The organism is ANME-2 cluster archaeon (assembly GCA_014237145.1).
In the GTDB taxonomy this organism is placed as follows: Archaea; Halobacteriota; Methanosarcinia; order Methanosarcinales; family Methanocomedenaceae; genus Methanocomedens_A.
In genome coordinates this window covers 24,914-50,699 of record JAAXOC010000110.1, presented here as the reverse complement: position 1 = coordinate 50,699, position 25,786 = coordinate 24,914, and the positions used below count along the sequence as shown (strand labels likewise).

At 44.9% G+C, this 25,786-nt stretch carries 25 protein-coding genes; 21 read left to right on the top strand and 4 right to left on the bottom strand.

What is annotated here, in order from left to right; translation table 11 throughout:
* Positions 1-202: 202 nt before the first annotated feature.
* From HF974_15050 to HF974_15030, 5 genes are all read left to right on the top strand, one after another.
* The gene (locus HF974_15050; protein ID MBC2699615.1) at positions 203-1,411 is read left to right on the top strand and encodes a DUF2341 domain-containing protein; all 1,209 of its coding nucleotides are present in this window, start codon (positions 203-205) and stop codon (positions 1,409-1,411) included.
* Positions 1,412-1,566: 155 nt separating this feature from the next.
* Positions 1,567-1,833, top strand: a complete 267-nt coding sequence (locus HF974_15045) for a BrnT family toxin (GenBank protein MBC2699614.1) — start codon at positions 1,567-1,569, stop codon at positions 1,831-1,833.
* Between the two features lie 8 nt (positions 1,834-1,841).
* Positions 1,842-2,126 (top strand): hypothetical protein, encoded by a 285-nt coding sequence (locus HF974_15040; GenBank protein MBC2699613.1) that lies wholly within the window; start codon positions 1,842-1,844, stop codon positions 2,124-2,126.
* Positions 2,127-2,576: 450 nt separating this feature from the next.
* Positions 2,577-3,677 carry a hypothetical protein gene (locus tag HF974_15035; protein MBC2699612.1) on the top strand — a complete coding sequence of 367 codons (1,101 nt, stop codon included), beginning with the start codon at positions 2,577-2,579 and terminating at the stop codon, positions 3,675-3,677.
* A 57-nt stretch (positions 3,678-3,734) separates the two neighbouring features.
* Positions 3,735-5,372: a PEGA domain-containing protein gene (locus HF974_15030; GenBank protein MBC2699611.1), complete on the top strand. Its 1,638-nt coding sequence runs from the start codon at positions 3,735-3,737 to the stop codon at positions 5,370-5,372.
* Between the two features lie 277 nt (positions 5,373-5,649).
* Here HF974_15030 and HF974_15025 read toward each other — a convergent pair whose 3' ends face one another.
* Both HF974_15025 and HF974_15020 read right to left on the bottom strand, forming a co-directional pair.
* Complete coding sequence (locus HF974_15025) at positions 5,650-5,799, bottom strand: hypothetical protein (protein MBC2699610.1); 150 nt, start codon at positions 5,797-5,799, stop codon at positions 5,650-5,652.
* 71 nt (positions 5,800-5,870) lie between these two features.
* Entirely contained in the window at positions 5,871-7,544 is a 1,674-nt protein-coding gene (locus HF974_15020; protein MBC2699609.1) for a radical SAM protein, read from the bottom strand.
* A 100-nt stretch (positions 7,545-7,644) separates the two neighbouring features.
* Between HF974_15020 and HF974_15015 the strand changes: the two genes are divergently transcribed.
* The 5 genes from HF974_15015 to HF974_14995 all read left to right on the top strand — a co-directional run bounded on the left by HF974_15015 (position 7,645) and on the right by HF974_14995 (position 10,961).
* Complete coding sequence (locus tag HF974_15015; GenBank protein MBC2699608.1) at positions 7,645-8,064, top strand: YjbQ family protein; 420 nt, start codon at positions 7,645-7,647, stop codon at positions 8,062-8,064.
* Positions 8,065-8,367: 303 nt separating this feature from the next.
* Complete coding sequence (locus HF974_15010) at positions 8,368-8,853, top strand: 3-isopropylmalate dehydratase small subunit (GenBank protein MBC2699607.1); 486 nt, start codon at positions 8,368-8,370, stop codon at positions 8,851-8,853.
* Between the two features lie 18 nt (positions 8,854-8,871).
* A complete protein-coding gene (locus tag HF974_15005; protein ID MBC2699606.1) occupies positions 8,872-9,726 on the top strand; it encodes a hypothetical protein in 855 nt (284 codons plus the stop codon).
* Complete coding sequence (locus tag HF974_15000; GenBank protein MBC2699605.1) at positions 9,723-10,724, top strand: NAD-dependent isocitrate dehydrogenase; 1,002 nt, start codon at positions 9,723-9,725, stop codon at positions 10,722-10,724. The genes HF974_15005 and HF974_15000 overlap by 4 nt, the downstream gene beginning before the upstream one ends.
* 48 nt (positions 10,725-10,772) lie before the next feature.
* Positions 10,773-10,961: a hypothetical protein gene (locus HF974_14995; GenBank protein MBC2699604.1), complete on the top strand. Its 189-nt coding sequence runs from the start codon at positions 10,773-10,775 to the stop codon at positions 10,959-10,961.
* Between the two features lie 118 nt (positions 10,962-11,079).
* Here the strand turns inward: HF974_14995 and HF974_14990 are convergent, their stop codons facing one another.
* Together HF974_14990 and HF974_14985 are read right to left on the bottom strand one after the other, a co-directional pair.
* Positions 11,080-11,889: a hypothetical protein gene (locus tag HF974_14990; protein ID MBC2699603.1), complete on the bottom strand. Its 810-nt coding sequence runs from the start codon at positions 11,887-11,889 to the stop codon at positions 11,080-11,082.
* A 112-nt stretch (positions 11,890-12,001) separates the two neighbouring features.
* Complete coding sequence (locus HF974_14985) at positions 12,002-12,802, bottom strand: hypothetical protein (protein ID MBC2699602.1); 801 nt, start codon at positions 12,800-12,802, stop codon at positions 12,002-12,004.
* 236 nt (positions 12,803-13,038) lie between these two features.
* Here HF974_14985 and HF974_14980 point away from each other — a divergent pair, with 236 nt between their 5' ends.
* The 11 genes from HF974_14980 (at position 13,039) to HF974_14930 (ending at position 25,733) form a co-directional block, all read left to right on the top strand.
* Positions 13,039-14,103: a formate--phosphoribosylaminoimidazolecarboxamide ligase gene (locus HF974_14980; GenBank protein MBC2699601.1), complete on the top strand. Its 1,065-nt coding sequence runs from the start codon at positions 13,039-13,041 to the stop codon at positions 14,101-14,103.
* Between the two features lie 93 nt (positions 14,104-14,196).
* On the top strand, positions 14,197-15,339 hold the full coding sequence (locus HF974_14975) for an aminopeptidase P family protein (protein MBC2699600.1): 1,143 nt from the start codon (positions 14,197-14,199) through the stop codon (positions 15,337-15,339).
* A 22-nt stretch (positions 15,340-15,361) separates the two neighbouring features.
* Positions 15,362-16,258, top strand: coding sequence for a type II methionyl aminopeptidase (locus HF974_14970; GenBank protein ID MBC2699599.1), 897 nt, complete (start codon positions 15,362-15,364; stop codon positions 16,256-16,258).
* Between the two features lie 2 nt (positions 16,259-16,260).
* Positions 16,261-17,175 carry a hypothetical protein gene (locus HF974_14965; protein ID MBC2699598.1) on the top strand — a complete coding sequence of 305 codons (915 nt, stop codon included), beginning with the start codon at positions 16,261-16,263 and terminating at the stop codon, positions 17,173-17,175.
* A gap of 102 nt (positions 17,176-17,277) precedes the next feature.
* Positions 17,278-18,180 (top strand): S-layer glycoprotein N-glycosyltransferase AglJ, encoded by a 903-nt coding sequence (gene aglJ, locus HF974_14960; GenBank protein ID MBC2699597.1) that lies wholly within the window; start codon positions 17,278-17,280, stop codon positions 18,178-18,180.
* A 173-nt stretch (positions 18,181-18,353) separates the two neighbouring features.
* On the top strand, positions 18,354-18,566 hold the full coding sequence (locus HF974_14955) for a 4Fe-4S binding protein (protein ID MBC2699596.1): 213 nt from the start codon (positions 18,354-18,356) through the stop codon (positions 18,564-18,566).
* A gap of 194 nt (positions 18,567-18,760) precedes the next feature.
* Complete coding sequence (locus HF974_14950; GenBank protein ID MBC2699595.1) at positions 18,761-20,671, top strand: molybdopterin biosynthesis protein; 1,911 nt, start codon at positions 18,761-18,763, stop codon at positions 20,669-20,671.
* Positions 20,672-20,985: 314 nt separating this feature from the next.
* Positions 20,986-22,089: an inositol-3-phosphate synthase gene (locus tag HF974_14945; protein ID MBC2699594.1), complete on the top strand. Its 1,104-nt coding sequence runs from the start codon at positions 20,986-20,988 to the stop codon at positions 22,087-22,089.
* A 209-nt stretch (positions 22,090-22,298) separates the two neighbouring features.
* Positions 22,299-23,213 carry a hypothetical protein gene (locus tag HF974_14940; GenBank protein ID MBC2699593.1) on the top strand — a complete coding sequence of 305 codons (915 nt, stop codon included), beginning with the start codon at positions 22,299-22,301 and terminating at the stop codon, positions 23,211-23,213.
* 80 nt (positions 23,214-23,293) lie between these two features.
* Positions 23,294-25,099, top strand: a complete 1,806-nt coding sequence (glyS, locus tag HF974_14935) for a glycine--tRNA ligase (protein MBC2699592.1) — start codon at positions 23,294-23,296, stop codon at positions 25,097-25,099.
* 22 nt (positions 25,100-25,121) lie between these two features.
* The gene (locus tag HF974_14930) at positions 25,122-25,733 is read left to right on the top strand and encodes a hypothetical protein (GenBank protein ID MBC2699591.1); all 612 of its coding nucleotides are present in this window, start codon (positions 25,122-25,124) and stop codon (positions 25,731-25,733) included.
* The last annotated feature ends 53 nt before the right edge of the window (positions 25,734-25,786 follow it).

Below are 25,786 nucleotides of genomic sequence, written 5' to 3'. Positions count from 1 at the left end.
GAGGGCACAGAGCGTTATTGTTTTCTCTGTGCTCTCTGTGCACTCTGTGGTTATAAACCGTTCCAGGAAATAATAAAAACTATCTGAGTATGAAGCGAAATTAAGAGCGGTGAAATATTATGACAATACGAATGCGTTCTGCGGTGCACACCTTTGCGATAGGGATTATTGCGTTGGTGCTGATAGCAGGTCTCATAAGCACGTGGCATCTCCCACATTGTCGAATTCGGGAGGTGGATCATGGGAGGACTATGAGGAGATAAGCGTACAGGAAAATAGTGGAAAAACCCTTGTAGATTTTCAAGTGCTTGTAGAACTTTCAGGAACGAATTTCCCACTTGAAGCAAAACCCGATGGTATTGACATAAGATTTGCAGATGAAAATAGTAAGGAACTCACTCACTGGATCGAATTGTGGGATTACAGCAGCAATAAAGCAATAATTTGGGTAAAAGTACCAAGAATCCCGGCAAATGGTGAAACCAAATTGCTGATGTACTATAACAATCCGTCAGCAATCGAAGTAAGTAATGGCGAAGCAACATTTGATTTCTTTGATGATTTTGGCGGGACCGGAATAGACGAATCGAAATGGCATATAAATTACGGAAAACCTTCAGTTTCTGATAGTGTTTTGAGTTTAAATGGTGATTGTATTGTATCTGAGAAGGTCGAAGCCTTTGGATATGATCATATTTTCGAATCATTCTCAAAAATAAGCGATACTGGCAATCTGCCAAAGTCCTTGCTGCGTTCAACGAATGACTATAATATACTTGATGCAAACGACAGATTTGAGTTTGGTAGCTGGGAAAATACTGATGAAATGCTTTTGGTAACACTTAATGATAAGATATTTCATTCGAATACAAATAACGAAAGATTCCCAACTTCCTTTGAAGTTCTCGGAATGACAAGGTCATCAGAAAAAATAGAGACATTCCGGCAATATGATCCTAAAATAACAGTTACAAAAAATATACCAAATGATCAACTCTATTTGCAGTTATATTCATGGGGTGGCGAAATCCATTATATAGATTGGGTACGTGTCCGTAAATATACTTCTCCGGAACCTACAGTTATAATTGGAGCTGAAAATCCACTAGGTTCAACACCTCCCGGAACTTTGTCAATACCACCCGGCTGGGTGTTGATCGGTAGTATAATAATTATTTTACTGTTAATCGGTTTACTTCTTCGATATAAGCGAAAGCCTGAAGCAATTGAGAAACCTGCGACCAATGGCACAGTACAATATATTCATATAGGCGATAAAATCGGGAGTCAAGTAAGTGATTCCGTAATCCAGCGTTCCAATTTAGGAGCAGGTAAGATCACGTGTTCAAATTGTGGTAAGGAGGTTGAAGGTGATGAGAAATTCTGCTTTGAATGTGGAGCGAAATTGTAAGAAAAGGAGATTATATGGCCAGTAAAGCTCGACAAGGATGAAATACTAAGTATAGCACATGAATCGACAGTCAGGATCAAGTGTGATCACAATATCCAGGTCGTTATTGATAAGGGAGAGATTGGAGAACTTCTTAAACGAGGCGGAACATTTTGATTAAAATAATAGAATTTCAATGGGATGAAGAAAATGAAAAACACATTCAGTGGAGGCATAACGTAACCAAATTCGAAGTTGAAAGTGTGTTCATTGGTGATCCATATTTCAGGATCGGGAGGGATGGGACGCGGTATGTTTATGGTCAAACAAGTAGTGGGCGGTATTTGTTTGTTGTATATTTATATCTCGGGACAGGAGTTGTCCGGATAATTACTGCAAGAGATATGACAAAACGCGAAAAAAAATTATATCTTAAGAGGTGAATAGTATAATGATGAAAAAAATTCCACAGTTCAAGACGGAACAGGAAATGAGGGACTTCTGGGACACCCACGATTCAGCTGATTATTTTGAAGACATGGATGATGATGAGATATCTGTTGAATTTAAGCGGGATAAAGGTGTTCTGGTCATTCCACTGGGTGAGGAACGTGCAAGGTCAGTGCGGGGAATTGCGCTTGAAGAAGGTATCAGTTCAAATGTTCTTCTGAAAAACTGGATCGATGAATGTATAAAAGCAAGGGAAAAATTGAAAAAATATTCCCGGATCACATAAGGTGTTTTTAAAATGACCTATGAAGCACGAAGTATGCTCCACGGATTAGCAGTAAGGGTACGGCAGACGGCAGGACATGCAAAAAAGCCGTTCGAAACGCCCTTATTGTAATTGAAGAATGGATAGAAACAGCCAAAGAACTGGGATGGAATATTCCAACATCAAAGGGCAGATTGATCTACGCCTGATAAAGACAGGCAGTCATAGCATGCGAATAGGTGGCAGGATTCTATCAGCAATGCTTAATGAAATCTAAAAGGGCATGCAGGTCAAATAATACATTGATAATGGCATCATGCAGAACATATTGCATCTGGTTCCCAGGTCGCACATAGGGATGTAGATGATAATCCAAACATTCTTGCCAGCAACACATCAAGCAAAGGCTTCAAAGGTTTTATCTTGAATGGGGGTGAAAAGTTGAAAATTTTAAAAGTGGAGGGTGAAATTATGCAAGATAATGCCCCGGAAATAAATTCACTTGTAAATGTCCAGGCTGTAAATACTGAATGTGTAGTGAAGAATATAGAATTATCAAATCAAATCCTTTATAAATTGATCCGGAGTTTTGAAAAACCGCATGAACTTCGAAAGTTACGAAAAAAACTATCAAACCTATCCGCGGAAGTTCAAGATAAAAACCTTACAGCATTTAAGAAAAAAATATATTCATACGACAATTTCATAACTGCTGAAAACCAATTACAACAAGCATCTTATGAACTTATTTCCGGATTAGAAGAACATTTGAATGGGAAAATTCATGTTAAAAGTATCTCAATTTTAGTTGATAATCTTGAAAACAGCATCAATTCAAGGCTCATTCCAACCGATGAACTGAAAAACCAATCCCAGGCATCCACAAATAAAGAGGAGTCCCCTATTGGATTGATACCCCGGGATCTGAAGAACGAATTACATCTTTATCTGAACATGCTTCAGACTAAGTACAGCAAGAACAGGCCGGAAATCCTGTTTGGCGGGGATTATGCCGGAGATTTGAACTGGAAATATATCCAGGAACATGATAACATAAAAGCAAAATTAAGTTCATTACTTGAGGTTCCGCTGGTATTGGAAGCCCGCTATCAGAAAAAGGATGTTCGGTTGATCGAGCTGATACAAAAAGATGCAAATAAATTGAAAAAAGGCCAGCATAAATGTGTATGCCTTTTCAGCAGGTCATGGGATGAGGAAATAAAAGATTTTACTCTCAGATTTGTGCATCCGAATTTTGTCCTGTATCTCTATGACCTGAATGAGGAGCTAACTTTTAATAGGAAAAATGAAATGGCACAACATTATGCCTGCTGGTTCAATACAGAACATGACAAACAGAAACTGGACGAGATATTCGAAAGTTTCCTGGACAGCCATGAACATTTCACTGTGCAGGAACTGGAAGATGCACTTGGTTTGAATTATAATGGGGCTGAAAAACTTATCAAAATACAGCTTAGGAAAGGTACTATCCTGGATGTGACCTTTGGCGAGAAAAATCCAAAATATATTAAGGCAAAACCAAAAGAGACAAAAAATAACAATATATAGTATGTGTTGAAAATGCTGATACAAACTCATAAATTAATTTCAATTGCAATACTCATTTTGTCCCTTATTTTTCTCAGTCAAGCCAGCGGGCAAGACAGCATTTACATGCTTTATGAAGGGGATTCAATCGAGATCGCCCAGGGGTATTACCTGAATGTGGTGGATATCGATACATATTATGGTGAGGTTACTTTTTCTTTAAAAACAAACAGCGGAGAGGTTCTATATCAGACTTACAATCTGGAGTCTGAGTTTTATTATGATGACAGTTATTTAACCCTCAGTTTTGATATCGAGAATATATTCACAGGCATTTCAGGTAATGTTGTTAAGATCTCCAATGTTCACCAGTATGTCATACCGATCAACTACGGTACTATTTCCATTTATACAGACCCTGCTTATGTGGATGTGTACCTGGACGGTGAATATCAGGGTGTAAACACCGGCTATTTGTGGATTGATAACTTGAATGAAGGTTACTATGAAGTAGAACTGGTAAAGGACGGCTTCTACACTATTACAGAAGATATCTATGTGTATGCAGGGGAGACCACATACTATACAAAGTACCTGACAACAGTAGGTGAAACTGCTATCAGTGACGATTATTATGTGGATAACGGGGATGAAGATTTTTTTGTTACCATCTTGAGTTTGATCTTTCTGGCAACCATTATACTGGTACCATTATTCTTCCTGCTCATTCTGGTACTTTTATTGCGGAAGAAAAAATCCAGGAAAACAGCGTCCAAATCGGAGCCGCTGCCGGCCGCCTCCCAACCGCCGGCACCACCAGCATCACAACTCAAGTCAGGGGAAGAGCCTATTGAAGTTAAATCAGCTTTTGAATACCCGGGCGCTGTAATCCATTATAAGGTTAAGGTGGAAAACCACGGTCCTGAACCTATCGGGGATATTAAATTTACATTATTTGTCCCTGATGTTTTCTTTATGAAAGATAGGAAAAAATCCATCTCAATGCTTGAATCAGGTGAGGGGAAGACCGTTACCTTTGAGATCAGGCCAACAGGCGAATGCGGTGATTGCATAGTCTCAGGCAGCATCGATTATTACGATTACAGCACAAAGAAACGAATCAAGATGGATATGGAGAATAAAATGGTCAGTATTGTGTGTCCCGTTCTCACCAGAAAAGAGACTGATGAGAAAGCATGGAGGGAGGCAGTCAATAAAATGATCATAGCTGAAGAGGATTCAAAGGATCTGGAGATACCTGCCGAAAACCTGTTCGATATATCAACAAGAGTGCTCAAGGACATGAACCTGTTCATGCTACAACCTGAGACAACTTCAACCCCCCAGTTATTCACAGGTGTTGCCAGATTCTATGCAAAAGGGGCGACCGGATTGCAGTATGCTGCTTATGTTGAGGTAGTGGGTAAGCGCAAGTCACGGCTTATCCTCAAGGCATGGGCAGAAAAGCAGGAGGCACTGATTGGTTTTTACCATAAGATGCTTGAGGAGATCGAAAAGAGGACTGATATTAAGATATTTGTGGACGATAGTATTACTCAATATAATATCAGGAGTACTACCATAAAAGACAGTGTTGTCCAGCGCTCGAACATTGAGACCGGTATGGATGCAGGTGGGCGCACTTGTCCAAATTGCGGCAGGGCTGTGGAGGAAGGGGAGAAGTTCTGCATGGAATGCGGGGAGAAGTTACAGTAAACAGGAAATGCCAAAAAATCGATATATAGTAACCGGGACGGTGCGAGCTGATGCAAAATAGTGGTGATTTCTCGAACTCCTTAAACGCAGGCATATCACGAATCCCTTCAACCCCATTACCAAATGCATCCAGCATAGAAATGTAATACCATGCAACCGAGTCCTTTAATGCATTGAATATATCCCACACACCATCTCCCAGCCTATCGATAAAGTCAATGCTATGTGCCTTGCACTCATTCCAGGTATTACTTATTCCCACGTCCGCATTTATCAGTTATTCCGGCTCAAAAACCACATCTATCAGGGTCGCCACCTCAACCCCTAACTCATCTTTAATATCGGGGAGTGTGTAATCCTCATCTTCTATAACATCATGCATCAATCCCGCGATAACCACATGTTCTGGTGCATTATTTTGGTGCATTATTCTTCATGAGGGTGGAGGCAACATCCAGAGGATGGACAATATAGGGTGTATTGGAGGGGTGGGTATTCTTATTCTATTTTAATAAACGGCAGAATTCCTTCTACATCTCCCAGCTTCTCGGCAAGATCGTCCTCATCCCAGTAAGGTCTTCCCCTGATAATATTCCTGGTACGTTTTTTCCCCACACCCGGAAGCTGGCTTATGAGCTTGGCCCCTGCACTGTTGATGTCAAGTGGATACGGTATTGCGGTTATTGACCGGTGACCGTGACCGGTAACTGTAACATCAATGAACTTGCCGAGTGGCAGCCTGTCAGGTATACCCACCAGCAGGGGATATGATGCCATCTGCCTGCCAAAGGTGATGCCGTCATGCACCTCGCACATAACTTTCTTAAGCACTGTTCCTACAGGTACTAATCGCTCAAGCATGGGCAGGTCTATCTCCTTGCGGACCTTGTCCTTGGATCTCATAAACAGGTCATGATATTTGCCTGTTCCTTCATCCTGCCACATGGAAGTGCCGGGAAATGCCATGACCTGCCTGATATTGATCCTCCTGACCATAAGACCGCTATCCAGCAGCATCTTAAGGAACCGGAAGTTATGGTCGAAGGTCTCTTTATTCTCACCCTTTAATCCGTGGATGATATTCAGGCCCGGCAGTAGTTCGGGCAGGCCGTTATCACCACGCCGGTCCCCTACCCGGTTGACCAGCTTGATTGCTTCCAGCACATCCTCAGGCATGGCCTTCAGGCAGTTTGCCCTGACCACAGCAGGGTCGGCAGATTCCATACCCATGGCCGCCACATCCCCGGATGTGTGGTATTTCACGATAATCCGGGCGATCTGTTCTGATTCCACAGGATAGGCGGCAATGGTACCGGGATTTGCATTGTCCATATGCAGGACTTTCAGTCCCGGCGCAGAATTACGGATACCCCTGTACAGCTGCTCGATGGCATCCGGGTCTGGTACAAGCAGTTCCCCGCCCCAGTCCCTTGCATGATAGGAGAACAGGTCTGGCTGCCTGCCTATCCTGAAATACCTGGCTCCGTGATGGTACAGTGCCCCAACCTCGGATACTACATCCTTGATGTCCCTGAAATTAGGTTCACCATAGAAGGGTTCGGTGCAAAAGGAGCAGTGTTCTGGCCGGGCGCATCCCCTGTAGGTCTCTAGTTCACACATAACATTGGGGTAGTCCGGATGCTGCCTGATCATGAATGCACCTTTGACTCCCCACCGTGCAATCTCCTGTGTGGTGCGCTCCCTGTGGTCTACTGAATCCGGGTCTTTCAATCCCCCCACCGGAGCGAGCATGTCATAGACGAAAGCCTCGATATCTGACTGTGCCAGGGTCAGCCCGGCAAGTTCGAAGCCTGATGCCCGCATGCCGCCCTGACTGCCGTATCCCAGCCTGATCGGGCCGCCGAGTATGACGGGAGTGCCAGCTGCTGCCCTGGTTATATCGCTGATCTCGGATAGGTTGATAGGGGTTCCCCGCAGGTACTTTCCGGGCACGGTCATGCCTGCGATAATGACCATTAATCCGGCGGCATTGAGCATGTCATGGCCCTGGCCTTTGCGTATCTGGTCTATGGTTATGTAATGGATATGTGCCTGGGGGATGCCCTGGTCGATCATGGCGCCGGCAATGTATCTCGGGTAGGGTGAGATGTACGGGGGGACGCCTAAACATGCGGGCTCGTCTACGTATCCGTCGATGATCATTGTGTTAATGGTCAGTGTGTCAATGGTCAGGTACCTCCAAATTTAACGTGTTGTGAATATTTGTGATATTTATATAGTCGTACAATCTATATATTTCACAGTGATTGTCATGGAAATCATTACAGAATATATAACATTCGATACCAAGGGTCACTCAGATATCATCGATATCACCCAGCAGGTGCAGCAGAAGATCAGAAATTCAGGGCTGAACAATGGTTCAGTATTGATATTCGTGCCGGGCGCCACTGGTGCGATGACCACCATTGAATATGAATCGGGCCTGGTAAATGACCTGCAGGATGCACTTGAGAGGATCGCGCCCAAGGGACTGGAATATGCACATAACCTCAAATGGGGGGACGGCAACGGTCATTCTCACGTAAGGGCATCACTGATGGGCCCCAGCCTCACCGTTCCTTTCGTGGACGGGAAGATGACACTTGGAACATGGCAGCAGATCATATTTATTGATATGGATAACAGATCACGTTCAAGGAAACTGGTAGTCCAGGTGACAGGTAAATGAGGACGAAATGGATAAGGGGCATGTATTACGAAAATACATTATGTATAGTTAGAAGCCAAACAATATTGACTAATAAAATTCAAATTCCAACAAGTGATAAGCAATAAACCACAGAGAGCACAGAGGGTACAGAGAGTGAAATCAGATACAAGCTCTGTGTTCTCTGTGGTTAAATTAAAATTATCTGAAGATCAAAATGTCAAGACATTAGTATTAAATATTATGATCTTGACTATAATTACCTCTGGCACATAAGTACAAAAATATATATACTGTATGTATAATATCGGCATCAGTGATTCAATGAACCCTAATATTTCCGGCAAAGTATGGAAATTTGCCGACCACATCGATACTGATGTGATAATCCCAGGGAAATACCTGCGCACCACAGATATGAAGGTATTTGCAGAACATGCCATGGAAGGCATTGACCCTGATTTTTCAAAAAAAGTAAGTCCCGGTGACATCATAGTTGCGGGTGAGAATTTCGGGTGTGGTTCTTCGCGGGAACAGGCTCCCCTAGCTTTGAAATATGCCGGCATATCATGTGTAGTGGCCAGGTCGTTTGCCAGGATATTTTTCAGGAATGCCATAAATGTAGGCCTCCCAATTATCGAGGCAGATGTCAGGTGCGAGCAGGGTGATATATGCACCGTCGATCTGGGGCAGGGCAGGGTTCAGTGCAATGGGAAGGATTATAGAGGCACAAAACTTCCTGATTTCCTGCAAGAGATACTATCTGACGGCGGCCTTGTCGCACACAGGAAAAAACATGCAAAGAATTGAGGGCGGAAAAGTACAATGATGGTATTTCCGGAAGATTACAAGGTGGTAGGCATCTCATATGAGGACCCCATCGAGAAATTGAAAAAAAAGGCTCCAATCTATTTTGCAACAAAATACATGGTCGCTTATCTACCTGACGGGAATATCAAGATAATAAAGGTAGAAACCGAACCGACAGAAACCCTGCTCACAAAACCCATAAAGCTGGAGATTATTGCAGAAGGTAAAGAGGTAATACTACACAAGGCCGAGCATGATGCCCATAACAGGACCAAATTGATACTACTTGCAATTGAGGATTGTAAAGGTCCGGTGAACACAGTGATCTTCACAGGCAGGGACAAACACATAACTTTTGTACACAAACCCACGATGCTGGATGTCATAAAGATCGAGATCATCGATCTCATCCCGCCCGAACCCCCATGGTTGTCATTTGCCATCCAGCGTCTTGTAGATAGTGGCATCCTGGGTGAATTGAATATTGTCTTTGAAAGAACATTCATTGATATACGGCAGTTCGAAGGGGATAAAATAGTGTACCCCTGTAATGCATCTGAATTAAACGGCAAGTACCTTGACTCCGACGATGATATTGAAGACGGTTCGTTATTGGTGGGCTGCGATATATCCAGGGAGCTATTTGAACTGCGGTTCCCTGATTATACATACAAACAGATCAACATGTGTCCACTTAGGACTGAATTTGTCAAACCTTCAAAACCTTTTATTACAAGATGCTGCCAGACAAAAAAGACCGGACTTATCAATATCAACGGCCATGATGGTGTGGTAGTCCACTGGGGGGCATCAGAATATGATATTGTGGATGCCATACGACTGCTGGTAAGTAGACTGGACGAGGACCTATGAAAATAGCAGTGATTGAGGGCGACGGTATAGGAAAGGAAGTAATTCCTGCTGCTGTCGATGTATTGAACGCTGTGAACCTGGATTTTGAATCGGTACCTGTAGAAGTTGGATCTGGTAAATGGGAGCGCACCGGCCTGGCAATGGATGATGCTGACCTGGAATTAATGCGCAGCTGCGACTGCATCTTGTTCGGTGCAATTACCACACCAAATGACCCAAATTACCAGAGTGTCCTGCTGCGTATCAGGCAGGAACTTGACCTGTATGCCAATATCAGGCCTTTCAGGCCGTTGGGTATTACCATGGACATTCCCTACCACCCCCTGGAACCATTTGATATCATTATTGTCAGGGAGAATACCGAAGGACTTTACGCAGGCATAGAAGATGTGACCCAGAACAGGGCCTGCAGTACCCGTGTGGTAACCAGGAAGGGATGCCTTCGTATTGCAAAGACTGCATGCAAGCTGGCAAAGGGGAGAGGGAATAGTATAACCATCGTCCACAAGGCAAATATACTGAAATCATGCGGCTTTTTCAGGGAGCTTTGTATTGAAGTGGCCAATGAGAACAGTGTATGCTATAATGAGATGCTGGTGGATGCCATGGCTTACAGCCTGGTCCTTAACCCTGAAAGATATGACGTGGTAGTAACCACCAACCTGTTCGGGGATATACTCAGTGATCTTTGCGCTGCACTGGTGGGCAGTCTCGGCCTGTGCCCCAGTGCAAATATTGGTGATAAGTATGCCCTGTTTGAGCCTGTACATGGCTCGGCACCCGACATTGCAGGCAAGGGTATAGCCAATCCACTGGCAGCCATCCTGAGTGTAAAAATGATGCTGGAATGGGCAGGGGAATTTGAAAAAGCTGGACTTGTGCAGTCAGCAGTTGATGATGTACTTCATAAAGGTTTAAGAACTGCTGACCTGGGCGGTTCGGCATCCACAAATGATATAGCAAAAGCAATTGTGGAATATATCAGGTCAGTGCAGTAGAAGCTGTTTTGCAGTTATGGCCACGCTCTCAAAATAGCAGACACCAGTATGCAAATAGGCGGAGTTAATGGTCTGGTTATCGAATATGCACAGCATATGGGAATAAAAGGAATAGTTCTATTAGGCGAGACTGCTTTTCCCGAAACACTGGACATAAAAGCATGCTATGCTGGATTGAAAAAAGCTTCTGAGTCGCTTGGAATTGAAATAGACCTGAGAGGAATCGAGATGTTCTAATATTCAGAACATTTATGGATTCGTATAATTATTAAGCACTTGAAAAAGTGTAAACGATGTATTGAGCCTTTCAAATTAAGGAAGTAAAAAGTATCTCAGAAATTTGTTTATGAAGATTTTAATTTTTATTTCGACTCATGACTATTGTGCTGAATACCAGTAAAAGACACAAAATTGCAGTTGATCCATGGAATCCCGGAGTTTCTGCATCTGCCGGAGTGGGCACAGGTGCTTTGCCTTCCTCGACGATTCTGTAGGTCATGGGAGTATTGAACATTATTTCATTAAGTCTTATTTTCTCATCAACGTTCCCACTGACAACTGTTTTTCCATTTTCTTCTATATTTATGGAAAATGAATACTCACTATTTTTCGGAAGGATAAATTGGACATTGCCTCTGACCCGGCCGGAACCCTGGATCATACCCATTTCATCGCTCTTTGTATAAACAGAATAAGGATCGACCATTGCCCTGACCTCCATAGTGAGAGGTCCGGAATCCCCTCCCTGGTTATATATGCCAGGGGAAACATCCACTACAACTTTCGATACACCGTCCACATATTGTTTGATCACCAGGTTCATATCAGTAAGCAGAATATCTGCAGGTTCTTTCGCATCTTTCCCGGCTTTGACGGTTATAAATTCTCCGTTACTGCTAAGGACATTCCCGTTTTCAAGCAGTTCAACTTCTATTAAGTATTCACCAGGTTCCGGAACACTCAGGGATACACTGTAGTGTGTTTGCGATTTGCTTTTAATGTACCCGATACCTGTTTCCTTTTCAGCCACATTGAGATTAGTGGAAGGATCTTCTACCGTGACCTTCAAAAAAAGAGAACCGCTATCAGTGTTCTGGTTATTCTGTATGTAAGAGGTAATTGTCAGTTCGGCCCCTATGTCTTTTGGAACAGACATTATATCCATATCTGTTATGTGGATTTCATCATATTCCCTAAGACATCCGCTAAAAATGAGACATATAAAGATAAATATTAAAATTAAAATTGAAAATTTCATATGTCTCATAATATCTACTTCACAGTTTTACCTTAAGTAGCAGCACTTCAGTATCTATCAAAATATCTCCATACAGAAGTGATACAATAACATCTGTTTCGCCATTGGGTGCATCCTTCATCACAGGAACTAATAATCCACGTGTATAGGATGTCCCGCCCTTTGCCATCGCCTGTTGAATAGTAAAGCTGTCATTGCCGCCGATTCTTTCATTTTCCACATTGTAATGTACGACCAGGGTATTTTCGTCTATCGTGGTCTGTCCATTGTTCTTCACAAAAAAGGATATTGTGGCATTTTCACCTTTTTTAAGTTCCCATTTTTCCACAGGGGAATCAAGCAGGTTTTGCATATCCTTTACAAAACCAACGGACTGGAGTTCAGCATCTGGAAACACAATGGTTTCAACAGGAACGGTTTTTGTTTGAACTATAGGCTTTCCTTTCCCATCCCTCCCGGAAGCATAGGATATGGTAAGGTCATTGGTATCTGAGGCTATTTGATAACCAGGTGACTCGATATTAAAACCTAACGGTAATGCAACTGTAACATCATCTGTTTTTCCAGGAATATTTAACATCCCGCTATCAAGGACCTTAAAATTTCCAAACGAGGTTACTGTAACAGAATCAATGGGTTCATTGGCGGTATTAACAATAGTCACACTAACATACTGTTCCTGGTATTCTGCCATAGATATATAAATGCTGTTTACTGTAATGTTATCCGGATTAACAGGATCAACAGGTTGTGTACCTGATGTGCAACCTGAGATTAAAATTACTGATAAGATCATAAGACCGATATAAATTCGATTCATAGTAGACACCTAAAAGGTAAATTACAATCATACAATATATACTTTTTTAATCTTATGTGAAACTAACCGTGAAATATTTGAATTTCTTTTTGTATAAAATAAGCTGAGGCTGGTATATATGCTGCTCAGGAGGGAGGTTATAGAGTGAACCTGGCTGAATCTCCAAATCCATATCCCCCATCCTTAAATACTTCCTTAAACAATTATGTTTAATGGCACAAACTAACAACCCGATCATGAGTCCCACCATCGCAAAGATCCTCTCAGGATACGACCGGGACAACCTCACCATTGCTACAGTAACAAGTCACACCAGCCTTCAATTATTCGACGGCGCACGCAAGGAAGGCTTAAAGACCATCGGCATCTCCATCGGTAAACCCCCTAAATTCTATGACGCTTTTCCCCTTGCAAAACCCGATGAATTCATAATCGTGGACAGCTATGCCGAAATCCTGGATAAAGCCCCGGAACTGGCAGAGAAAAACGCTATAGTCATCCCTACCGGCTCATTTGTGGAATACCTGGGGCACGAGAAATTCATGGACCTGGAACTGCCCACCTTCGGCAACCGGCACGTACTTGAATGGGAATCGGACCGAGACAAAGAACGCCACTGGCTGGAAGGCGCAGGCATATCAATGCCAAAAAAGATCGATGACCCAAAGGATATCAAATCCCCTGTCATGGTCAAGTACCACGGTGCCAAAGGCGGGCGTGGCTTCTTTGTAGCCAAGAACAAATCAGAGTTCTACCAGCGTCTTGACGAATCCCAGCCCTACACCATCCAGGAATTCATTGTGGGCACCCGCTACTACCTGCATTACTTCTACTCCCCCTTACCGACCGAAGGATATACACTGAGCAAAGGCACCCTTGAGCTAATGAGCATGGACCGGCGTGTGGAATCCAATGCCGATGAGATATTCAGGCTGGGCTCGCCCCGTGAACTGGAGGATGCGGGTGTGTATCCCACCTTCGTGGTAACAGGCAACATACCACTGGTCGCCCGCGAGTCCCTGCTGCCCAAGATATTTGAACTGGGCGAACAGGTAGTGGAAAGTTCCCTTGACCTGTTCGGAGGCATGATAGGACCGTTCTGCCTTGAGACCGTGTGCACAGATGAACTGGAATTCCGCATCTTCGAAATATCGGCACGCATCGTTGCAGGCACCAACCTGTATATGTCAGGTTCACCCTACTCAGACCTGATAGGTCCCAACTTTTCCACAGGACGCAGGATAGCCAGGGAGATCAAAAAGGCAGTGAAGCACGATAAACTTGAAGAGGTACTGTCTTGAATAAGACGCATGATACAATCCATGATATTATCAATGCAGCAGTCACTGGCGTACTGGCTGCCAGGGGGTTAAAGAACAATATGCAGGGATATTATGGAACTTAAAAATTTTTTACAGCAGAACGGTTTTGATGCCTACCTGCTGCATGCCGACAGCCACCGCAGCCCGGATATATACTATGCCACCAGGTTCCTGGCACCTGACGCTTTCACATACCTGCATGCCGGAGGGGATATCCTGCTGGTATCAAGTATGGAAAAAGGCCGGGCTGAGAAGGAATCCGGGATAAACGATGTCAGGTCTTCGTCCGATTACGGACTCATGGATGAATTGAAGTGGCACAATGACAGCGGCGTAGTATACTGCAAAGTGCTGGCCAGGCTGCTGGAAAAAGAAGGGTGCAGCACCATTGCAGTGCCCAGGGACTTTCCACTGTTCTTTGGTGAATGCCTGAAGGCTGAGGGTTTCAAGATCACAAGTGTCAAGAGCCCTATTGCAAGGTTGAGGGAAAATAAGACCGGATCAGAGATCCGGGCCATCACGGCGGTCCAGCGCATATGCGAACAAGCTGTGGCACTGGCCATTGAATTTATTAGCAGGGCACAGGTCAGTGATGATGAATTGATCCATAATGGCACCCCCCTCACTGCCGAAGCAGTCAGGGCAGTCATACACCACTCTTTGCTGGATCACAGCTGCGAGGCTGATGACACTATTGTGGCCTGCGGACCCGGTTCTGCTGACCCCCACTGGCAGGGAAGCGGAGTACTGAAGGCCCACCAGCCTATCGTACTGGACGTGTTCCCCCGTCATATGGTGAGCCGGTATTACTGCGACATGAGCAGGACCGTTGTCATTGGTGAGCCGGATCCCAGGATCGTAGAAATGCATAGCGCAGTAGTGGAAGCACAGGAGACCGCATTTGGGCTTATCAGACCCGGGGTAAATGGCAGTGATGTGCACCAGGCGGTATGCGATACACTGGACGATGCCGGTTTTAAGGTTGGGGATGATGAAGGTTTTATCCATTCTACGGGTCACGGCGTGGGGCTTGAAGTACATGAAAAACCGGGCCTGGGTTTGCAGGATGTTGAACTGGAGGTGGGGAATGTGGTGACAGTGGAACCCGGACTGTATTATAAGGACGTGGGTGGCGTACGTGTGGAGGATATGGTAGTGGTCACTGATGTCGGATGCAAGAATTTAACTATATTTGATAAGAATCTACAGTTATGAATAATCACAGGTGATGTTAGTAATGGACGAAAACGAGTTGGTCAAGGAAATCAATGAAATAGTCACGAAATACACAACTGCCGGTAAGATACTTGCCCGTGTCAGGAAAGAGACCGCAAAACAGGTTCAGGTGGGTGCGTCCCTGCTTGATGTGGCAAACTTCGGCGAGAACATGATCCGTAAAGAAGGGGGTGAGCCGGCATTTCCAATAAACATATCCTGCAACGAGGAGGCTGCCCATGCCACACCCACAAAGGAAGATACTGATGTGTTCGGCGAGGATATGGTCAAACTGGATATCGGTGTGCATATCGATGGATACATTGCCGATACAGCCATCACTGTGGACTTATCAGGGCACCCTGAACTGGTTGATGCAGCCGAAGCAGCCCTTGAAGCTGCCATCCAGGCCGTACATGCAGGAATTAACACAGCAGAACTGGGAGTGATCATCAATGATACCATTACAGGTTTTGGGTATAAACCCGTGGCTAACCTGACAGGGCACGGTCTGGCCCAGTATATGCAGCATGTGCCGCCTACTATACCCAATATCCCTGTTGATTCCGGTGTTATCCTTGAAGTGGGGCAGGTGGTGGCCATAGAACCTTTTGCCACCGACGGCAGGGGATATGTGAGTGAGGGGGCAGGTACTGAGATATATAATAAGGTTGGCAACAAGCCCATCCGGGCTCCCGCTGCCAGGGCCATCTTAAAAGAGATCGAACCATTCAGGACACTGCCCTTTGCAAAGCGGTGGCTCAATTCAAAGCACCTGGACTTTGCAATGCTGCAGCTTGAAAAGAACGGGAACATTTCCTCTTATCCGGTACTGAAAGAGGAAACTGGGAAACTGGTCTCCCAGGCAGAACATACCTTAATGGTCGAAGAGGACGGCTGTACGGTAATAACCAGGTGATCATGGTACGTCTTAGAATAATTGCAGGACTATTTGGAATAACAATATTTGCAGCCCTGGTTACCGGAAGTGCCAGCGCCGAATATAACTGGAGCAACCAGGTCATTATTCATTTGGACGGCATGGAATGGCAGTACACAGAAGAGCTGTCTGATATGGATTCCTTTGTATTCAAATACGATATCGATAACAAGCAGGGGAACAAGGACGATTTTGTCAGTACATCGGAACTGATGAAGGCAGACAAGCGGATGAGGGAACGTTTCAGGGATGCTATTGAACGTGAAACGGATGTCAGGATAGACAATTCTTCACTTGGTATTGAGGTACTGGATATCGATGCTTCACTTTCTAAAAATGCACTGGGCCCCGTCAAGAGCATGACAGAATTGACAAACACCTACAGGGTAACATACTCATTTTCGGGAGGACTGCTGGAAAATGGCAGTACCATATGGTTCCTTGGAGAACCCGGGTCGCTGCTGTCAGTTAGTTTCCCTGAAGGTATGCAGATCATATCGACCAAGGGTATTGATAATGTGAGCATCAGGACATCTGATCTTTCTGGTAGGTTCGGTGCAATAAATGAGAGTATTGATGCGACTAACAATGTAAGTGCAACTGTTGAAGGTGCGACTGACAATGTAAGTGCAACTGTTGAAGGTGCGACTGACAATGTAAGTGCAACTGATGAGGGTATGACTGACAATGTAAGTGCAACTGACAATGAAGGTGCCGATGCAGAGGGAGCAGAAATAACTTACATTATAGATATAGTTCCGCCACCGCAAAACAACCTGTCAGAAGAGCCGGGAGAGAACGAGTCCACAATCCCTGTTCCCACTGAAATGCCATTCATGGGGGCCGTTTACGTGCTATTGGTGATAGCAGCCGCGGTATTATTATTAAAAGATTGAATACATTTAATATTGATGAATATTGATGTAGTGGCGGGTAGTTGGAATATAATGAAGCGAACGACAGATATGAAGAGTATTCAGCCGGATGAGGTACAGAGCATCCAACCAGATGAGGTTTGCATCTTCATCCCCACAATGAATGAATCCCATACCATAGGTGATCTGGTCGACGAATTCATGTCAATGGGATTTTCCAATATCCTGGTACTGGACGGCCACAGCAAGGATGGTACGGCAGATATTGCCAGGGAGAAGGGTGCCAATGTCGTAATGCAGACCGGTAAGGGAAAAGGACAGGCTGTTATGCAGGCCTTTGACATTATCGACAGCCCGTATCTGATCATGATAGACGGTGATGGTACATACCTGCCTGGTGAAGTTAACCTCATCATGGATGCACTTGCAGAAGGGGCCGGACATGTTATAGGTAACAGGTTTGCAAACCCGGGTAAAGATGCCTTCACCAGATTGAACAAGATAGGGAACAGGATCCTTAACAAGCTCTTTGGATTCGCTTATGGGGAATGGCTCAGTGATATATTATCCGGATACAGGGGTTTCACAAGGGAGACAATCTCAAATATGGTACTGAACCAGACCGGGTTTGAGATAGAGACCGAGATCACTGTTGAATGTGTCAGGCAAGAGGTTGATATCAAAGTGGTACCCATTACTTACCTTGCCAGGCCCGGAGGGGCAGCCACTAAGTTAAATCCTATAACCGACGGGTTCAGGATAGGGAGGACGATATTCAAAATGGCAAAAATGAATAATCCTTTATTTTATTTCAGTGTGATGGGAGGAGTGACCATTCTTATCGGATTGGTCATCGGTATATACGTTGTGAACGAGTGGATGGCCGGGGTCACACATGTTTTGCTGGCGATGTTGACCACACTTATCATAATAGGCGGGATACAGATGTTCATCTTTGCTATGATGGGTGATCTTATCGCTTCTCTTCACAAGGAAACAATGAGGGCTCTTAGAAAACAGAAGTAACAATAGGAGTTGTGGGGACACCATCACTATATCTGGCAAGTTGCATCAAAACACTATCATTGCATCCACAAATTCATCAGCAAGAAAAACATATTAAGAAGTAGTTGAATATTGTTTTAATAGGATAAGATCCCTCAGATGGGATTTATCAGTACATTAACAGGAGGTTAAGAATGGTAGTAAAAAAGTATGAAGCTAATGGTATTACGCTCGAGATAGATAATGACAAATGTGTAGGTGCTGGCGAATGTGTGGACGTATGTCCGGTAGAAGTATTTGAACTGGTTGACGACAAAGCCACAGCGCCCAATATCGAAGAATGCACTGAATGCTGCCTGTGCGTGGACTCATGTCCGGCAAGCGCCATTAGTCATAATTCTTGTTGATCTGCTGTAACTTTACCGGAACATGTTCATTCCGGACAATTTCCTGTATTTCCGGATAGCTTTGAGTTTTACGGGTATTCAAGGGTATTGCCGGATCTAAACGTAACCGTTAGTTATTTTGTGGGAATAAATCATCATCCGATCAAATCACCAAACTTATCTTTTCTAATGCTGTAACTACTTCAGGTTTTAAGATGGAAAGAAAAGAGTTCAGGGAACTGATATCATCACAGCATGCCAGGCAGGTTATCAGCCAGATACACCTTGAGCCCGGGATATTGGAACTGGGATTGAAAGAAGCCCTGGGTAGAGTGCTGGCTGAGGATATTACTGCAGAGGTGGATGTCCCGGGTTTTGACCGTGCCTCTATGGATGGATATGCCGTACGTGCAAAAGATACATATCTGGCAAGAGAGGACAAGCCGGTAACACTAAAACTTGCAGGCAGTGTTGATACAGGCTCTGTTCCTGATGTTAAGGTAAGCAAAGGTACGGCAGTGGAGATATCAACCGGTGCCATGATGCCTGTCGGTGCCGATGCGGTAGTGATGGTAGAATACACCAGGACTGAAGGCAGCAGCGTCCATATTATGCGTCCGGTCTCTGTTAATGAGAATGTTATCCATGCGGGCTCGGATATCATGGTGGGAGAAAGAGTGCTGCAGGCAGGTACCAGGTTGACACCAAGGGAGATCGGTGTGCTGTCTGCAGTAGGAGTGCAGCACATTAAGGCCAGGAATCTGGTCGTAGGAATAATATCAACAGGGTCGGAACTTGTCCCGCCAGGCAGCAAACTGGGGTCGGGTATGGTCTATGATATCAATTCATATTCTATTGGTGCAGCAGCCAGGGAATGTGGTGCAGAGGTCAAGTACTATGGTATTGTCAGGGACAACCGTCCCTATATGGAAGAGATACTGGGCCGTGCCGTGGATGAATGCCAGCTCGTAATAACATCGGGCAGCACTTCGGCTGGTGCAGGTGATATGATGTACCGTATCATAGGTGAGCGTGGCAAGGAACTTATCCATGGTATCGATATCAAGCCAGGAAAACCAGTAATAGTTGGCATAGTGGATGACACACCAGTCTTCGGGCTGCCAGGTTATCCAACATCCGCACTCACAATTTTCAATGAATTCACTGCACCTCTTATCAGGCATACCCTGGGATTATCCAGCTCAAGGTCCACGGTAAGGGCACAAATGGCAGTGGATTATCATTCACCAGGGCGGCGGCAGTTACTAACAGTGGGTCTTGTAAGAGGCCAGGCATATCCGGTAGATAAGGGGTCCGGTGCCATAACAACACTGGCAGATGCAGATGGTTTCATTGAGATAGACCCCAGGGTAGAGATGCTTGATGCAGGTGATGAAGTGGTAGTTACCCTGATGGGGGATGTAAAATCCCCTGACGTGCTTTTCATAGGCAGCCATTGCCTGGGTTTTGAGGCACTGATGCGCCTTTTGCCCTTTAGTGTGAGAATGATAAATACCGGCAGTACAGGAGGAATGATAGCGGTAAGGGATGGGATCGCTGACATGGGCGGAGTGCATCTGATGGACGAAACAGGGAAGTACAACCTCTCGTTCTTCAAGACCTTTGGACTGGATAATGCCGTGCTTGTCAAAGGTTACCTGCGGGACCAGGGACTTATTGTAGAACCTGGCAGTGACATTGTGGGATTTGAAGACATTGTGGGCAGAAGGATGATAAACCGTACGCGGGGTTCGGGCACAAGGGTGTTTACGGATATGAAACTAAAGGAAGTGGCCAAAAAGAGAAAAACAGGATTTGATGAACTGTGTGCTGCAATCGAAGGATATGATACAGAGGCCAGAACACACAGTGCAGTTGCGGCGTCCGTTCGTTTGGGAAGAGCTGATGTGGGTGTAGGGATCAGGTCGGCGGCTGAATTGAACGGGTTGAAATTCATCTATATTGCTGATGAGGAATATGATTTTGTCGTACAGGAAAAGTTCATTGAAAGTGAGATGGGCAAGATATTCCTTGAAGTACTGCAAAGTGACGAATTTTGTGACAGTTTGCCTGCAGGTATGAGGACATATAACATGAGCGGTAAGGTCATGGATAATGATATGTAAATCATACATTATTACAGTCGAAAACATTCTGAACTACACGATTACAGCAAGAAAATGCTCCCTTCGGTCACATTTGCTTGGAGTCATAATCTTATAGATTAGATACAGCAGAAAACCGCAAATTTAATCTTAAGGGCAGATAATGGCATACAATCAATTAATATAATACAGGGGCAATTGTTTTATCTCTTTGTGCTTAAATAACCATATCAGGTAAACTTTATGTACATATGAATTATTAATAAAAGTTTGAAATTCTATTGGGCTGGATGTATCTCCCCTTTGAACAAAGTAAAAAATGGTGGAAACTACGGATGGGAAATATTAAAATCGGGATTGTAGGGATCGGTAATTGTGCAAGTTCATTGATCCAGGGCCTTGAGTACTATAAAAACAGGGACAGCAATGATTCAAATGGATTGATGCACTGGGATATCAGCGGTTATAAGCCTTATAATATCGAAGTAGTTGCTGCTTTTGATATTGACAAGCGTAAAGTGGGTGTGGATGTTTCCAAAGCCATTTTTACATTGCCGAACTGTACAACAACATTTTGCAGTGAAATCCCAAAAACAGGTATCAGGGTAAGTATGGGAAAGGCACTTGACGGCTATTCTTCCCATATGGCGGATTATGACGAAGATCGTACATTCATACTGTCCGATGAGAAAGAACCATCAAAAGAAGACGTAGTAAGGATATTACAGGAATCCGGTGCTGAGATGCTCCTGAACTACTGCCCGGTTGGCTCAGAAGATGCTTCAAAATTCTATGCTGAATGTGCCCTGGAAGCAGGTGTGGGTTTTATTAATAATATTCCTGTCTTTATTGCCAGTGACCCTGTGTGGGCGGCAAAGTTTGAGGAAAAGGGTATCCCAATAATCGGGGATGACATAAAGGCCCAGATCGGTGCCACTATCACACACAGGACACTGGTGGACCTGTTCGAAAAGAGGGGAGTTAAACTGGATAGAACCTACCAGTTGAATACAGGCGGCAATACTGACTTTCTTAATATGCTCAACAGGAACAGGCTTGCTTCTAAGAAGACATCAAAAACAGAAGCAGTCCAATCAGTACTTGGTGAAAGACTTGATCCTGACAACATCCATATCGGGCCAAGTGATTATGTTCCCTGGCAGAAGGATAACAAGGTTTGTTTTATCAGGATGGAGGGCAGGCTTTTCGGCGATGTTCCCATGGACCTGGAACTGCGGTTGTCTGTTGAGGACTCCCCTAATTCGGCAGGAGTATCCATTGATGCCATCAGGTGCTGCAAGCTGGCGCTCGAAAGGGGCATTGGTGGTGCACTTTTATCTCCTTCATCCTTTTTCATGAAGCATCCTCCGGAACAATATACTGATGATGTGGCATACCAGTACACAGAGGATTTCATAGCAGATAAAAGAGAGAATTAACTTTGGTACACATCTGAATTAGTATACATTTTGTCCCATGGCATAGAATTCATATACATTTTATCCCATGGCATAGAATTCATATACATTTTATCCCATGGCATAGAATTCATATACATTTTGTCCCATGGCATAGAATTCATATACATTTTATCCCAAGGCCCATGGAATTCGCATATTTTTTATAGTGAAATCATATATTAGTATGCATGAGCGAGAACCTGGAGAATATCATAACCAAGGGATTCCATTCCTGGACCCATAATCTTAACATCTGTATCCCACTGCTCATCAACTATGTGGTACAGTTCACTGTCATGTTCTTTGCTGCCATAGCAGCAATGTTGTTATTTTTCGGCCAGAACCTCTCAGGTATGGCTTCCATGACAGAGGATGAATTATTTGACCTGATGTCGGTTTCCATTATGGAGAATCTCACAGGCGTAATAATCATAGCCTTTTTGGTCTTCCTTATACTGGTACTGTTCGATGCATATTTCTTTGCAGGTGCGGTGGGTATGAGCCAGAACGCAACTTCAAGGGGTGATACCTCTATTACAGATATGTTCAATGCAGGCAGCAGCAATTTTATCAATATCTTTTTGGCTAATTTCCTGATAATGCTGATGATGATCGCAGGGATCATTTTCGTGGTGCCAGGTGCCATTTTGACCAGGAATTACATGGAGGTTGTGGAATCCACCCAGTTCACATCCGGCATACTTCTACTGCTCATGGGCATAGTAATATGGGTTATTTACCTGCTGGTCCTGAATGTGGTCCTTGCAATCGTGCTCTATTCCATAGTGATAGAAAGAACCGGGGCCATGGATGGGATCATAAGGGGATATGAGTTCTTCATGGAGAACAAGCTTAGTGTATTTATCCTGTGGCTGGTCATCTTCCTACTTTCCACTGTGGTGACAGTTATTTTCTTTTTTGCGGGTAAGGTAATTGCCCTTATTGGCAGTGATGGGTTGAACATGATCTGGTCACTGGGCAGCCAGGTATTGATACTGGTGACCATCCAGCCGTTAATAGTGATCTGGTGGACCCGGCTGTATATGGTCAGGACCGGAAAGGACATTCATATTGATGAACTCCTGACAGGTGATTGGGAGTGATCAGGGTAAATAATATTTAACCTCCCGACATTACAAATCAAATCTTAAACAAACATCTGATAGCAAGCAAGTGATAAACTATGGATATATATGACAGTGTTATCGAACTGGCCAAGAGGCGCGGCTTCCTCTGGAACTCGTTCGAAATTTACGGCGGAACAGCCGGGTTCTATGACTACGGGCCTCTGGGCGCCATGCTTAAGCGCAGGATAGAAAATATCTGGCGCGATATTTATGTCATTAACGAAGGTTACTACGAAATTGAGGTGCCTACCATCGGTATAGAGGACGTGTTCGTAGCTTCAGGACACGTTGGTGGGTTCTCAGACCCGCTGACCGAATGTGTGAAGTGCCACGAATCTTTCAGGGCAGACCATCTCGTAGAGGATTTTGCCCGCAATCCTGACACGCTAACCCCGGATGAACTTTCTGTTATTATCAAGGAGAATAATATCAGATGTCCTGACTGCGGTGGCGAACTGGGCGGCGTGTACGAGTTCAACCTCATGTTCAGCACATCCATCGGTCCCGGCTCCAAACGTGTCGGTTACCTGCGTCCTGAAACCGCACAGGGCATGTTCGTGGATTTCCCCAGGCTGCTGCGCTTTTACAGGGAAAAACTGCCCTTTGGCGTCACCCAGATAGGAAAAGCATACCGCAATGAGATATCACCACGCCAGGGTGTCATCAGGTTGCGGGAGTTCACCCAGGCAGAGGCTGAGATCTTCGTAGACCCCAGGGACAAGAGTCATCCCGGCTTCGACAGCATCCGGGATAATGTGCTGATCCTGTATTCAGACCCGGCCCAGTCATCAGGCAAGGACCAGATCGAGATGAGCCTGGGCGAGGCAGTGGAGCAGGGTATAATCGCCCACCAGTTCCTGGCATATGCACTTGCAATGACCCACCAGTTCCTGGTGCGGGTGGGCGTATCCCCTGAACGGCTGCGCTTCAGGCAGCATATGAAGGATGAGATGGCCCATTATGCAATAGACTGTTGGGATGCCGAAATACTGTCGGACAGGTTCGGCTGGGTGGAGATCGTGGGTATAGCCGACCGTACCGACTATGACCTTAAAGCCCACAGCAGGGTGAGCAAGGCCGACCTGTCAGTGTACGTGGAATATGATGAACCCAGGGTTGTGGAAAAAGTGGTGGTCAAACCTGATATGGGTAAGATAGGACCTGCATTCAAGGGCAAGGCAAAGGCCGTAATGGATGCATTGAAGTCAATGGATGCCGGAAATAAATTAGATTCAAAAAGCAATCAGATGATCAGTATCCAGGTTGACGGAGAACAGGTGGACATACCTCCTGATATGTACGAGATACAGCAGGTGACCGAGACCATACACGGTGAGAACATCGTGCCCCATGTTATTGAACCCTCATTCGGTATAGACCGTATTATCTATGCGGTGCTCGAACATGCTTTCAGGGAAGAGGAAGTGCATGGCGAAGACGTGGTGAAGGGCGAGGACGAAGTACAGGGTAAAGACAAGGTGAAGAGCGAGGATGAAGGTAGGATCGTACTTGGACTGAAGAGCGAAGTAGCGCCGGTACAGGCTGCCGTGCTGCCGCTGTTGACCCGTGAGGAACTGATAGAGCCTGCACGAAATATAGAATCCGCGCTCAAGCACAAAGGTGTGATGGCGGCCTATGATGATTCGGGCACTATCGGCAGACGTTACCGCAGGAATGACGAGATCGGCACGCCGTATTCCATTACAGTAGATTACGATACCCTGGAGGACGGTACGATCACCATCCGTGACCGCGATTCCATGAAGCAGGTCCGCGCCCCTGCTGATACCATCGCAGACACCATACATGACCTGATACAAGGCTATACCAGATTCGAGGATGCCGGTACCCCAATTGCATAATAATTGATAATATTACATAATTATGTCTGTCATTCTCTCAAAAGAGCTGCTCCGTAAATCCATTCATTTAGCAGGGATGCTCATCCTGGTGATCTATTATTTCACAGACCGTTTTACTGTCCTGTTCTGGCTTGTCCCGCTCGTATTCGTAACACTGCAGTTAGAATGGATGAGACTGAGCGGATCTTTCAGGTATCCGGCAGTCCTCCTGCGCCCATCCGAAGAGCATAGGGTGGCAGGGTATGTCTATTCTATTACTGCAGCCTGTATTGTTATTGCACTGTTCCCGAAGACCATTGCCATAACTGCGCTGACCATGGCAGTCCTGGGTGATTTTTCTTCGGGTATTGCTGGTGCCATGTGGGGTAAAAAAGCCGATGTGAGGCAGATGCGCCTGCCAATAAAACCTGTACCGATTTTGCTGGTAATGTTGCTGGTAAGTTTTTTTACCGGTTACCTTGCAGCCCATGCGCCCGGACTGGCACCGCTGCCAGCTTATTCAGTGGCACTGGGCGCCCTGGGTGCGACACTGGCCGACGGCGTACCCTGGCAGATACGCGGGCGCGTGCTGGACGATAACCTTACCATACCTCTGGTATCTGCGTTATTGATGCTGTTATCTATGGGAATTTAGACGTTTAGCATTGCCTGGGTATTCTCGGAATTTCAAGCAACAAATTATTTAAA

Bases quoted from the DNA above. Each gene is read 5' to 3' on its own strand.
- HF974_14940 (MBC2699593.1), top strand. From the start codon at position 22,299: ATGAGCGAGAACCTGGAGAATATCATAACCAAGGGATTCCATTCCTGG.
- HF974_15025 (MBC2699610.1), bottom strand. From the start codon at position 5,799: ATGCACCAAAATAATGCACCAGAACATGTGGTTATCGCGGGATTGATG.
- glyS (MBC2699592.1), top strand. From the start codon at position 23,294: ATGGATATATATGACAGTGTTATCGAACTGGCCAAGAGGCGCGGCTTC.
- HF974_14980 (MBC2699601.1), top strand. From the start codon at position 13,039: ATGAGTCCCACCATCGCAAAGATCCTCTCAGGATACGACCGGGACAAC.
- HF974_15010 (MBC2699607.1), top strand. From the start codon at position 8,368: ATGAACCCTAATATTTCCGGCAAAGTATGGAAATTTGCCGACCACATC.
- HF974_15005 (MBC2699606.1), top strand. From the start codon at position 8,872: ATGGTATTTCCGGAAGATTACAAGGTGGTAGGCATCTCATATGAGGAC.
- HF974_14930 (MBC2699591.1), top strand. From the start codon at position 25,122: ATGTCTGTCATTCTCTCAAAAGAGCTGCTCCGTAAATCCATTCATTTA.
- HF974_14945 (MBC2699594.1), top strand. From the start codon at position 20,986: ATGGGAAATATTAAAATCGGGATTGTAGGGATCGGTAATTGTGCAAGT.
- HF974_14950 (MBC2699595.1), top strand. From the start codon at position 18,761: ATGGAAAGAAAAGAGTTCAGGGAACTGATATCATCACAGCATGCCAGG.
- HF974_14970 (MBC2699599.1), top strand. From the start codon at position 15,362: ATGGACGAAAACGAGTTGGTCAAGGAAATCAATGAAATAGTCACGAAA.
- HF974_15000 (MBC2699605.1), top strand. From the start codon at position 9,723: ATGAAAATAGCAGTGATTGAGGGCGACGGTATAGGAAAGGAAGTAATT.
- HF974_14955 (MBC2699596.1), top strand. From the start codon at position 18,354: ATGGTAGTAAAAAAGTATGAAGCTAATGGTATTACGCTCGAGATAGAT.
- HF974_15035 (MBC2699612.1), top strand. From the start codon at position 2,577: ATGCAAGATAATGCCCCGGAAATAAATTCACTTGTAAATGTCCAGGCT.
- HF974_14995 (MBC2699604.1), top strand. From the start codon at position 10,773: ATGCAAATAGGCGGAGTTAATGGTCTGGTTATCGAATATGCACAGCAT.
- HF974_15040 (MBC2699613.1), top strand. From the start codon at position 1,842: ATGATGAAAAAAATTCCACAGTTCAAGACGGAACAGGAAATGAGGGAC.
- HF974_15015 (MBC2699608.1), top strand. From the start codon at position 7,645: ATGGAAATCATTACAGAATATATAACATTCGATACCAAGGGTCACTCA.
- HF974_14985 (MBC2699602.1), bottom strand. From the start codon at position 12,802: ATGAATCGAATTTATATCGGTCTTATGATCTTATCAGTAATTTTAATC.
- HF974_14990 (MBC2699603.1), bottom strand. From the start codon at position 11,889: ATGGATATAATGTCTGTTCCAAAAGACATAGGGGCCGAACTGACAATT.
- HF974_14965 (MBC2699598.1), top strand. From the start codon at position 16,261: ATGGTACGTCTTAGAATAATTGCAGGACTATTTGGAATAACAATATTT.
- HF974_14975 (MBC2699600.1), top strand. From the start codon at position 14,197: ATGGAACTTAAAAATTTTTTACAGCAGAACGGTTTTGATGCCTACCTG.